This window comes from Rhizobium sp. P1_E6, from assembly GCF_056405875.1.
The window spans coordinates 43,004-54,406 of the sequence record NZ_JBFUBG010000052.1; the positions used below are offsets into that span (position 1 = coordinate 43,004).

Sequence of the window (11,403 nt, forward strand, 5' to 3'; positions counted from 1 at the left end):
GTCGGTGAACCAGAGTGGCGGAGTGAAAACTGACCGGCTCGATGCCATCAGAAGCCATCTCTATGCGAATGGCTTTTCCACCATTCAGGATCTGGCCGATGCGGTGGGTGCTTCGCTGGCCACCGTGCGCCGAGACCTGCAGATTCTGGAACAGGATGGAGCAATCGACCGCGTGCATGGCGGCGCCCGCATCGCCGAGGGTTCCTCGGTCGAAATGGCCTTCCAGGAGCGGGAAAAGCGCCAGCTTTCGGCCAAGCGCGCGATTGCCAATGCGGCCTACGAGCTGCTGCTGCCCCGAACCGCTATCTTCCTCGACGCCGGGACGACGGTTCTTCAGCTTGCCCGGCTCATCCGCATCAACCCGATACCGCTGCGCATCTTCACCAACGGCCTGATCGTCGCTCAGGAATTTCTGAACATTCCGAACCTTGAGGTCGTCCTTCTCGGCGGCCAGCTGCGCAGCGAAAACGCTTCGCTCGTCGGCCCGCAGGCCGAGGCGATGCTCGAAACGATCTGGTTCGATCAGCTGTTTCTCGGAGCCAGCGCCATCAGCCCCGACGGCGCGATTTACAGCGTGGACAGTGCCGAAGCCAGCCTGAACCGGCGCATGCTCACCCGTTCTGCCAACGGCTATGTGCTCGCCGATTCCTCGAAATTCGGGACGATGGCCACCTACAAGGTCGCTCCGCTGAATGTTGCGAAGCTCATCACCGACAAGAGCCTGACGCCGCAATGGCGTTCCGAGCTCACCAATTTCGGTGTCGATGCGACCTTTGCCGAGCTGGGAGCAAAGGAATGAGCGACGAGCTGATCCTCGGCATCGACGGCGGCGGCAGCAAGGTGCTCGTCACGCTGACCAATAAGGACGGCCACATTCTGCGAGCCGCGCTCGGCGGCGGCGTCAATCCGATGGACAATCCGGACTGGCGACGGGAACTGGAGCGGCATATCGAACCCTTCCGCAATGAGCCGGGACTGGCAGCCGTCGGCGCTGCCCTGCCCGCCTATGGCGAAGTTGCGCATCTCTCCGCTCTCCAGAAGCAATGCATCGACGAAGCTTTTCYGGATACCCTCAGGACCGTCCTCAACGATGTCGATGCCGCCCATCTCGGCGCCTTTGCCGGTCGCCCGGGCATCCTCGTTCTGTCGGGGACCGGCTCCATGTCCTGGGCGCGCAACGGAGCAGGAGCCTCCGCACGCGCCGGCGGTTGGGGCGATCTGATCGGCGACGAGGGCAGCAGCTACTGGATCGGTCGTGCAGCCCTGCATCTCATCAGCCAGAGCCTCGATGGACGTGGCAAGCCGACGGCGCTGGCGAGGGCGATTTATGATCACCTCCGGCTCGATATTTCCGATCCGATCAATGCTCTCGGTGGCTGGATCAACGGGCTTGCGAGGCCGCGCGCTGGTATCGCCGCGCTCTCCATTCTCGTCGACCGAACCGCTCAGCAAGGCGACGAAATGGCGATTGACCTGATCGAGAAGGCTGCCGAGGAGCTTGCCAAGCACCATTGGGCGATATCGGGCCATTGTGAAACCGGCTCCGACTGGACCTATGCAGGCGGCACCTTTTCCAGCCGCCTTTTGCTTGAAGCTGTCGAACGGCGGATCGGCCGGCGGGCGATTTCACCCGTACTTCCTCCCATTGGCGGCGCGCTTCTGGCGGCCGCCCAACTTCTCGACTGGCCGCTGAACGAGCGCTGGTTCGGGCAAATCGCGGCTGCGGCCGACACCGTGATCGCGCGATCAAGACAATGACTGTCAACGATAAAGGATGGGAACATGCGTAAATTCATATTACCTTTGCTTGCCTCAGCCGCCCTTGCGATTGCCCTGCCCGCCATGGCCGACGACGCCAAGCCGCTTGCCGGCCAATCGATCACCGTGCTCATGCCATCGCCGCAGGGGGCCACGGTTGCGGCAGATTTTGAAGCGGAGACCGGCATTCATGTCGATCTCCAGACCCTCTCCTGGGATGATATTCGCCCAAAGCTGGTAACGGCACTGGTCGCCGGCACGGCGCCGGCCGATGTTACCGAATTCGACTGGTCTTGGACGGGTCAGTTCAGCGCCGCCGGCTGGTACATGCCGCTGAATGATGTGATCGACAAGGAATCAATCGAGGATATCGGCGTTGCCAAGATCTTCACCGTCGGTGGTCAGTTGCTCGGCGTGCCCTATACCAACGACTTCCGCGTGATGCTCGTCAACAAGAAGCATTTAGCGGATGCGGGCATTACCGAAATGCCGAAGACGCTTGACGCGCTGGTCACGGCGGCAAAGAAGATCAAGGAGAAGGGTATTTCGACCTATCCGATCGGCCTGCCGCTCTCGGCAACCGAAGGCGCTTCGACGAGCTGGTATCTGTTGACCAAGGCTTTTGGCGGCGAACTCTTCGACAAGGACTTCAAGCCGCTGTTCCTCACCCCGGATTCAGCCGGCTACAAGGCGCTCGCCTTCGAACTGAAACTCTTGAAGGACGGTCTGGTCGACCCGGCCTCGACAGGTCTCAAGGACAGCCAGATCAATGAGAGCATGTTTGCCCAGGGCCTCACCAGCATCATGATCTCGGGTGAGCCGGGTCGCTTGGGCCAGATGAACGATCCGAAGCAGTCCAAGGTCGCCGGCCAGGTGGAAGCGATCCTCGTGCCGACCGAAAGCGGTCAGACGCGCAGCTTCGGCCTTCCGGAAGCGCTTGCCATTCCGAATGTTTCGCAGAACAAGGAAGCGGCGGTCGCCTTCGTCAAGTGGTTCACCAGCAAGGAGTTCCAGAAGAAGAACGCGGCAAACGGCTTCCTGCCGACCCGCACTTCGGCTCTCTCCGAACTCAATACGGAAGGCAAGTTGACGAGCGGCGACGCACTTGTTGCCCAGTCCAAGACCGTCGAGCCTCTGTTCCAGCAGGGAACGCCGCCGTGGTATCCGCAGTTTTCGAGCGCGGTGAACACGGCGATCAACAGCGCGGCAAAGGACCAGGTCACGGTTGATCAGGCCATGCAGAGCATCGCCGATGCAGCCAAGCAGGCGATGGCGCAATGACAGTCGTCACCGCCCAAGGTGTCGCAGCCAAGCGTAGTGTCGGCCTCAACGCCGACACCATGCTCGGACTGCTGCTGGTGCTGCCGATCCTCGTGACGATGGCAGCTCTGGTCTTCTATCCGATGGGCCGGACGGTCTGGGACTCGCTGCACCGGGTCAATCCGATGCAGGCCGGAACGCCTTTCGTCGGACTGGAAAATTACACACGCATGCTGTCGGACGCCCAGCTGGCGACGACCTGGGCGAACACGCTCATCTATGTCGTCCTTGCCGTCGTTGCCGAGACCGTCTTCGGCGTGCTTGCTGCGGCTCTCATCAATCAGATGAAAGTCGGGCGCCAATGGGTGCTTGCGGCTGTCATCCTGCCATGGGCCTTACCCGGCGTCGTCAACTCCGTCATCTGGCTGTGGATCTATCAGCCCGGCGCCGGCCTGTTGAACGGCATTCTCGTCGCGCTTGGCCTGCCTTTCGAAAATCATGTCTGGTTCAACGACCGGACGAGTGCCATCGTCGCGGTCACCGTCGTGCATGTCTGGCGCATGATGCCGCTGACGATCGTCATCGTGCTCGCCGCCATGCAGAGCATCCCGGCGCATCTCTATGAGGCTGCCCGCATCGACGGCGCGACGCGCGTGCAGATGTTCAGCCTGGTCACACTTCCGCTCGTGCGCAGCGCCATCGCCGTTGCCATGACGAATGCGACGGTCAATGCCTTCAATCTCTTCGACGAGGCCTGGGTGCTCGCCGGATCAAGCCTCGAAACGCGGCCGATCCTCGTGCAGATCTATCTCGAGACATTCCAGAACCTTCGCTTCTCCTACGGCATGGCTCTGTCGGTCGTCATCACGCTGGTCTCGCTGCTCGTCTCGCTCGTCTACGTCCTCCGCGTTTATCGCAACACACGGTTCGACTGATGAAACCAACCATTCTCTATCGCCTGATGATATGGACGGGTCTTGCCGTGCTGCTGATCTGGTCGCTTGGCCCGATCTACTGGACGATCGCAAGCTCCGTGACGCCGACGGAAGATTTTTCCACGCGGCCGATCCATTTCTTCCCGCAGCATTTCACGCTCGACCATTATTCGCGCCTGCTCGGCATCAACATTTCGCGGATTGGGGGTGTGGAGGTGTGGAAGCAGTTCCGCGCTGCGCTGCTCAACAGCGTGATCACGTCGGCCGCCGCCACGGCTCTCTGCGTCGCGATCTCGGCGCTCGGCGCCTATGCATTCACCAGGATGCGCTTTCCCGGGCGTAACCTGCTGTTCGGTGCTGTCGTCGCGACACTCGCAATCCCCGCCTATGCGGTGCTCATCCCGCTCTATCAGATCATGATCAAGATGCATCTGGTCGACACGCATACCGGCGTCTCGCTGATCTATGTCTCGGCCTATCTGCCGCTCTCGCTCTGGCTGTTGCGCAGCGTCTTCGAGCAGCTTCCGATCGCCCTCGAAGAGGCAGCACAGCTCGATGGCGCGGGCCGCCTCTTCATCTTCTTCAACATCGTGCTGCCGCTCGCCGGACCCGGCCTGACGGCGGCGGCCATCCTTACCTTCCTGGGGGCCTGGGGCCAGTACCTCGTTCCCCTCATTTTCTCGCCGCAAGCGACGAAACCCCTGACGGTTCTCATTCCCGAATTCGTCACCAAGAACTTCATCGACTACGGACTGATCACGGCAAGCGGATCGATCGCCATCGTCATCCCTGCCCTGGTCGTCATCTTCCTCAACCGGTACCTCGTCAGCGGCCTGCTGGCAGGTTCGGTCAAATAATCGGAGACATCATGAACACGACCGAAAAGGTAATCTTCGAGCAGTTTCCCTATTGGGAAACAGCCATCGGTTCGAATACGGCAAGCGGCAGCGCGGACGATCTCCTTGTCTTCGTCGGCTGCGGCACTTCCTTCAACCTCGCCTTGTCTCTGGCCGCCTATGCCAACAGCCTGAAGCGCAAGGCGATCGCGGTTCCGGGCGCGGAATGGTTGAACCGACCCGCCTACTTCTGGCCGGAATGGCAGAAGACCCATGTAGTCGCGCTGTCGCGCAGTGGCGAGACGACGGAAACGGTCGCCGCGGCAAAGGCAAGTCGCGCCGCCGGTGCCTTCGTGACTGCCGTGACGGTCGAGCCCGAGAGCGCCCTTGCCAAGAACTGTGACCAGCTGATCTGCTCCCCGACCCATCCCGAAGAGGGCATCGTCATGACGGTTTCGGCAAGCCTGATGGTGTTGCTCAGCCTGCAGCTGATCGGTCAGACCGTGCCTGCCTCGACCGTTGCATCGGCACGTCAACTCGCCAATACGCTCGATGCCGCTCTGCCCGACATCATCAAGGATCGTTCACACTTCGTCTTTCTGGGCGGCGGCCCGCTTTTCGGCATTGCGCTCGAGGGCGCGCTCAAGCTGATGGAAATGAGCCAGCTGATGACGCAGGCTTTTCATCCGCTCGAATATCGCCACGGGCCGATCAGCCTTGTTGACGAGAAGACGGCCGCCATCATGCTCTACAGCTCGGACCAGAGACAAGCCGAGGCAAAGCTCGCCGGTGAGCTTCGCGAAAAAGGCGCCGTCGTTATCGGTTTCGGCGGCCCAGGCGATCTGGAGCTTAAGGTCGACGTCGATCTGTCGCTTGCAGGTCTCGTCGTTCTGCCGGCACTGCAGATCCTCGGCGAACGCGCCGCACAGGCAAGGCAGATCGATACCGTCTCGCCGCGTCATCTCACCAAGGTGGTGACATTGGTATGAGCGCGGCCATCGATCCGAACCGCCAGATCGCCCTGGCAAAGCTGTTCGGCGCAAGAGACCTGCCCCTGCCCCGCGGCATCACATCGATTTGTTCTGCCCATCCGCTGGTCATCGAGGCTACGTTGCGACGTGCGGTGCTGCAGAATGAGGCGGTCCTGATCGAAGCGACCTGCAACCAGGTCAATCAGGAAGGCGGTTATACCGGCATGAAGCCGGCGGACTTCCGAACCTTCATCGAGCGTATCGCGGCAAGCGTCGGCTTCGCCGCCGAACGCATCATTCTCGGGGGCGACCATCTCGGCCCGAACCCATGGCGAAAGCTCGCTGCAGAGGATGCGATGGCGCGCGCCGAAACCATGGTGGCGGCCTATGTCGAAGCCGGGTTCGAGAAGCTGCATCTCGACACTTCGATGGGCTGTGCTGGCGAGCCTGTGGCGCTTGCCGACGAACTGACCGCCGCAAGAGCAGCACGTCTGGCGAAAGCTGCCGAAGAGGCGGCTCGTCGGAGTGGTCGACGTCTGCCGGTCTATGTCATCGGCACCGAGGTGCCACCGCCCGGTGGCGCGACGCATGCGCTGGACGAGCTGGAGATCACGCGACGGGAAGCAGCTCTCAGGACGCTTGATGTTCACCGCCAGGCCTTTGCCGAAGCCGGCGTAAGTTCGGCGATGGAACGCGTCATCGCGATCGTCGTTCAGCCGGGCGTCGAGTTCGGCAACGCCAATGTCGCGCTCTACAGGCCCGAGCGTGCACGGAAGCTGATCTCCGCGCTCGATGAGATGAAGGGACTGCTGTTCGAGGCCCATTCCACCGACTACCAGCCGGCAGCCGCGCTTTCGACGCTGGTCGATGGCGGGTTTGCGATCCTGAAAGTCGGTCCCGGCCTGACCTTTGCATTGCGGGAGGCGCTCTACGGTCTCGACGCGATCGCCGATATTCTCTCCGGGGGCCAGAGAGCCGGCGGGCTGGCGGCGACGATGGAAGAGATCATGCTTGCTCGGCCCAGCCACTGGGCCGGCCATTACAGCGGCACGACTGACGAACAGCGCCTGCAGCGACATTTCAGTTATAGCGATCGCATCCGGTACTATTGGCCCGACGCGCGGGCAGCAACGGCAGTCGACGAACTGCTCGCCCGGCTGCCGGAGGCAATCCCGGAAACGCTGATCAGCCAGCATCTCGCCCGCCTCTACCCTGATGTGGTCGAAAAGCGTGTCGCGCCGAAAGCCCGCGATCTTTGCCTAGCCGCCATTGATGCGGCGCTGGCTCCTTACGCCACCGCGACGGCGCCTCGGTAACAGAAGCATCGCATGTCGCTCTTTCCGAGCGAGCGCAGATCCGAAATCAGATTTTTCAGCCGGAGACAGTTATGGCGTCCGTCAACGTGGCAAATGTCCGCAAGAACTATGGTCACCTCGAAGTTTTACACGGGGTCGACGTCGACATCCGCGACGGAGAATTCGTCATCCTCGTCGGTCCCTCCGGCTGTGGCAAGTCGACTTTGCTGCGCATGATCGCGGGGCTCGAGGAAATCTCCGGTGGCAACGTCTCTATCGGCAACAAGGTCGTCAACAATGTCGCCCCGAAGGAGCGCGACATTGCCATGGTCTTTCAATCCTATGCGCTTTATCCGCATATGACGGTCGAAGCGAATATGGGATTTTCGCTGCGACTGGCGAAAGCCCCGAAGGAGCAGATCAAGGCGCGTGTCCGCGATGCGGCACAGATCCTCGGCCTCGAACATCTGCTCGACCGCTATCCGCGAAACCTCTCCGGTGGCCAGCGTCAGCGTGTTGCCATGGGTCGCGCCATCGTCCGCCAGCCGCAAGTCTTCCTCTTTGACGAGCCCCTGTCCAATCTCGATGCCAAGCTTCGCGTGCAGATGCGCGCGGAGATCAAGCAGTTGCACCAGCGGCTGAAAACGACGACGGTCTACGTGACGCACGATCAGATCGAAGCCATGACCATGGCCGACCGGATCGTCGTGATGCGGGACGGCTACGTAGAACAGATCGGCTCGCCGCTCGAACTTTACGATCGGCCGGCCAATCTCTTCGTTGCCGGCTTCATCGGCTCACCGGGCATGAATGTCATCAAGGGCAAGATCAGCGCGTCCGGACCGCTTGAATTCATCGCCGACGGAGGGGCCCGCTTGCCACTGCCGGAGAGCGCTGCGGCTGCGCGCGGCGCGGAGGTGGTTTACGGCATTCGGCCGGAGCACCTGATTATCACGCAGGACGGCGTGAGTGCCGAGGTGGCGGTGATCGAGCCGACCGGAGCCGAAACCCAGATTAACGCCAGGCTCGGATCGGATCCGCTGGTGGCCACTGTCAGGGAGCGGCTTTCGCTACGCGCCGGCGACACTGTCAGGATGACGCCGGATATCGGCAAACTGCACCTCTTCGACGCCAAGACCGAAAAGCGCCTGTCGATCGACTAGCGGCTGCGTTGAGTCACCGAATGAAAACGGTGCGGCGATGACGCCGCACCGTAGCTTGCTTTGACGGGTCGAACCTCAGAACTCTTCCCAGTTGCCGCCCTTCGTATCGAGTGCGGCATTTCCCGAGAATGCGGAGGCAATCTTGCGGCCGAGCGCCCGGGCGGGTGACGGCGCCGGCGCATCGTTTCGCCCGGCGCCACGAACAGGCGCGGAATGCGAAGCATAGCCTGCATCGTTCAGTTTGAACTGAGCCAGAAGCTGGTTGAGCGATGCAACCTCCTTCGCAAGATTGTAGCTTGCAGCGGTCGACTCTTCGACCATGGCAGCGTTCTTCTGCGTATCCTGATCCATCTGATTGACGGCGGTGTTGATCTGGTCGAGGCCCAACGACTGCTCCTGCGATGCTTCGACGATCGCAGCGATATGGCGGTTGATTTCCTGAACCTCCGAAACGATCGCCTGAAGCGCCTTGCCGGTATCGTCGACCAGCTGCACGCCTGCATGGACCTGCGCATTCGAGGCCGTGATCAGATCCTTGATCTCTCTGGCAGCCGTTGCGGAGCGCTGTGCCAGTTCACGGACTTCCTGCGCGACGACGGCAAAGCCTTTACCCGCTTCGCCGGCGCGGGCTGCTTCAACACCGGCATTGAGCGCCAGCAGGTTCGTCTGGAAGGCGATATCGTCGATGACGCCGATGATGTTGCCGATTTCACCGGAAGACTTGGAGATCTGCTCCATGGCGAGCACGGCCTTGCGGACCACCTCGCCGGAATGTTCGGCGCCGGTCTTGGCACGCGCCACGAGCTGACCTACATCTTGGGCGCGCTTGCTGGAACCCTTGACGGTCGTGGTGATTTCTTCGAGAGCCGCAGCCGTCTCTTCGAGTGCTGCCGCCTGCTGCTCTGTGCGCTTGGCGAGATCGTCGGCAGCCGACTTGATCTCGTTTGCTCCCGAATCGATGCCGCGAGCATTCTGCGATACCCGGTTCAACGCAGATTGCAGCTTGTCGGCGGAGTCATTGAAGTCGCTGCGCACGCCATCGAGTCTTGTGACAAAGGGCTGCGCGATCCGGTAGGACACATCGCCGTCGGCGAGCTTCGACAAGCCGGCAGCGAGATTGTCGACGGCAAACTGGACATCGGCAGCATCCTTCGCCTTTTCCTTCTCGCGCTCGATCTGCTCTCTTTCGCTCATGCTGCGATTGGCTTCTGCCTCCTGCTCGAGGCGAACCCGCTCGATCGCATTCTGCTTGAAGACCTGCACGGCACGGGCCATTGCGCCGATTTCGTCAGGTCGGGCCTGACCTTCGACCTCGACATTGATATCGCCTGCGGCCAGACGTGCCATTGTGCCGGTCGTCTTCTTCATGACCGACGCAATCGAACGCGCAAAGACGAGGAAACCGAGCAGTGAAATGAGCGAAACGACAACTGCGCCGATCGCCGCCATCCAGAGCGCCTGCTGCGATGCTTCCACGATCTCCGTCACATCGGAGCCGATTTCAAAAACACCGATCTTGCGGCCGGAGAAATCTTCGAAGGGAATGGCGGCAACTTCATAATCCTTGCCGCCGAGAGAAGCATGGACTCGGACGCGGTCGCCGTTGAAACCCTCTTGCAATTGCTCCTGAGTGAGGATCGTCTTGTCGCCGAAGGTCGAAGCCTGCGGCACAAATTTCCCGTCCTGCAGGATATGGACCGCAACTTCTGCATCGACGGCATTTGCCAGGGGAGCAAAATAGTCATTCGTGAGCGACGTGCCGACATCGACGACACCGACAGTCTTGCCGTCCTTGATGACTGGTGCCGAGGCAAACATGCTGACCGCGGTGCGTCCAGGTTCGATGCCGGCATTCAGTTTGCCCTGCGTCAGCGCCGCAACGATCATCTTGCGACGTCCCTTGAGGTCGTCGCCGAAGGTATCGGGCGAATGGATACGTGCGACCGCGGACCCGTCGGAATTGCTGAAGGTAATGAGCTGAAGACCTTGCACCTTAATTGCCGGCAGGCTGGCCGTGTATTTTGCCAGGATGGCTGCTCGATCATTCTTGGCAATCAGATCAGCAGTTTCAGGCTCACCGGCAAGGGCTACCGCAAGCCCGGCTGCCGCCCGCTTCTGAGCCTCCATGTCCGCCTGGATCACGTGCAGGTCCGCCGAGAGCTCCTTCTGAAGCGATTGATCGCTCATCACGTTCTGGCGATACCAGGCAAGACCACCGATTGCCACGCTTGCAAACAAAACGGCGGCGAACCCGTAGGCTGTGATGCGGATCCAAATCGGCCGCTTAATCTGCTCTTCACTCATATTATTCCCTCATGCGTCGAATAGCCTAATCCTTGAGGGAAAAACTTGTTTTTTACTTAATTTTGAATAGTCAATATTATCCAAACAACTCATAGGTTATCTCGCTGCCAATGCGGCGTTGGCCGTGGAAAAACGACCAAGCTCTCATATAGGCTGCTGATCATTTGCTGTCCTGTTGATTTCGAAACCGCCACCTTAAGGGGGCAACGGTCTCTCCATCAACAAGCATGAACGTTCGGCGCTGACGAGCGTTTCCAGCAGTTCCAAGGCCCTGGCACAGGCGATACGGCAAGCCGTCGAAGTCGCAAGCGGAACCCACGCAATTGCACGGGGCGATCCAGATCCACCGTCCGTCAGGCCTGCCGCCCTATCTCGCACAGGTAACTCCCCTGCCGCCAAATTCTCTCGTCGCCTGGGATTCGACAGATTCCGGCGTCCGCGTGCTTCTTCAGATCGTCGATGCGGAAAGCCGGGGCCACGGGCAGGCGGAACAGCTTCGCAGCCTCTTTAGCCTGACCGTTGCGGAAACGAAGGTTGCTGTGCTCGTCGGCAGAAGATGCTCGGTTCCGGAGACCGCAAGAGTCCTTGCCCTTTCTCCCAACACGGTCGAAACGCATACGGCAAGGCTTCTGCCCAGGACAGGTGTGCGATCTCAAGCGGCATTTGCGCGGTTGGTGGCTTCCGTTCCCGCGAGGCCCGGTCGGCCGTAATCCCGCCTCCATCGCCGAGCGACAACGAAGGGCGTTGTAAAAAACCGAAAATACGGGAAGGTGATGAGTCAACACCCCTTCCCGCTCATCGTATCAGCTTCGCGATCAAGGATCGGCGGTTGTCAGCTCCATTTCCTTGGTATCGACGACGAATACGGCCAGAATTTTTGC

At 60.8% G+C, this 11,403-nt stretch carries 9 protein-coding genes; 8 read left to right on the forward strand and 1 reads right to left on the reverse strand.

The window, feature by feature from the left end:
- Positions 1-4 precede the first annotated feature (4 nt).
- The 8 genes from AC1D35_RS22195 (at position 5) to AC1D35_RS22230 (ending at position 8,218) form a co-directional block, all read left to right on the forward strand.
- Positions 5-799 carry a DeoR/GlpR family DNA-binding transcription regulator gene (locus AC1D35_RS22195; RefSeq protein ID WP_113296557.1) on the forward strand — a complete coding sequence of 265 codons (795 nt, stop codon included), beginning with the start codon at positions 5-7 and terminating at the stop codon, positions 797-799.
- A complete protein-coding gene (locus AC1D35_RS22200) occupies positions 796-1,758 on the forward strand; it encodes an N-acetylglucosamine kinase (RefSeq protein WP_477940089.1) in 963 nt (320 codons plus the stop codon). Before AC1D35_RS22195 ends, AC1D35_RS22200 begins: the two co-directional genes overlap by 4 nt.
- Before the next feature lie 24 nt (positions 1,759-1,782).
- Positions 1,783-3,039: an ABC transporter substrate-binding protein gene (locus AC1D35_RS22205; protein WP_477940091.1), complete on the forward strand. Its 1,257-nt coding sequence runs from the start codon at positions 1,783-1,785 to the stop codon at positions 3,037-3,039.
- Positions 3,036-3,953, forward strand: coding sequence for a carbohydrate ABC transporter permease (locus tag AC1D35_RS22210; RefSeq protein ID WP_477853526.1), 918 nt, complete (start codon positions 3,036-3,038; stop codon positions 3,951-3,953). The genes AC1D35_RS22205 and AC1D35_RS22210 overlap by 4 nt, the downstream gene beginning before the upstream one ends.
- Positions 3,953-4,810 carry a carbohydrate ABC transporter permease gene (locus tag AC1D35_RS22215; protein ID WP_113307543.1) on the forward strand — a complete coding sequence of 286 codons (858 nt, stop codon included), beginning with the start codon at positions 3,953-3,955 and terminating at the stop codon, positions 4,808-4,810. Before AC1D35_RS22210 ends, AC1D35_RS22215 begins: the two co-directional genes overlap by 1 nt.
- Before the next feature lie 11 nt (positions 4,811-4,821).
- Entirely contained in the window at positions 4,822-5,778 is a 957-nt protein-coding gene (locus tag AC1D35_RS22220; RefSeq protein WP_113307542.1) for an SIS domain-containing protein, read from the forward strand.
- Entirely contained in the window at positions 5,775-7,076 is a 1,302-nt protein-coding gene (locus AC1D35_RS22225; RefSeq protein WP_477940094.1) for a D-tagatose-bisphosphate aldolase, class II, non-catalytic subunit, read from the forward strand. Before AC1D35_RS22220 ends, AC1D35_RS22225 begins: the two co-directional genes overlap by 4 nt.
- 71 nt (positions 7,077-7,147) lie before the next feature.
- Positions 7,148-8,218: an ABC transporter ATP-binding protein gene (locus AC1D35_RS22230; protein ID WP_477853530.1), complete on the forward strand. Its 1,071-nt coding sequence runs from the start codon at positions 7,148-7,150 to the stop codon at positions 8,216-8,218.
- 75 nt (positions 8,219-8,293) lie between these two features.
- Here the strand turns inward: AC1D35_RS22230 and AC1D35_RS22235 are convergent, their stop codons facing one another.
- Positions 8,294-10,522, reverse strand: coding sequence for a methyl-accepting chemotaxis protein (locus AC1D35_RS22235; RefSeq protein WP_113307539.1), 2,229 nt, complete (start codon positions 10,520-10,522; stop codon positions 8,294-8,296).
- Positions 10,523-11,403 lie beyond the last annotated feature (881 nt).

Bases quoted from the DNA above. Each gene is read 5' to 3' on its own strand.
- AC1D35_RS22205 (WP_477940091.1), top strand. From the start codon at position 1,783: ATGCGTAAATTCATATTACCTTTGCTTGCCTCAGCCGCCCTTGCGATT.
- AC1D35_RS22210 (WP_477853526.1), top strand. From the start codon at position 3,036: ATGACAGTCGTCACCGCCCAAGGTGTCGCAGCCAAGCGTAGTGTCGGC.
- AC1D35_RS22215 (WP_113307543.1), top strand. From the start codon at position 3,953: ATGAAACCAACCATTCTCTATCGCCTGATGATATGGACGGGTCTTGCC.
- AC1D35_RS22220 (WP_113307542.1), top strand. From the start codon at position 4,822: ATGAACACGACCGAAAAGGTAATCTTCGAGCAGTTTCCCTATTGGGAA.
- AC1D35_RS22225 (WP_477940094.1), top strand. From the start codon at position 5,775: ATGAGCGCGGCCATCGATCCGAACCGCCAGATCGCCCTGGCAAAGCTG.
- AC1D35_RS22230 (WP_477853530.1), top strand. From the start codon at position 7,148: ATGGCGTCCGTCAACGTGGCAAATGTCCGCAAGAACTATGGTCACCTC.
- AC1D35_RS22235 (WP_113307539.1), bottom strand. From the start codon at position 10,522: ATGAGTGAAGAGCAGATTAAGCGGCCGATTTGGATCCGCATCACAGCC.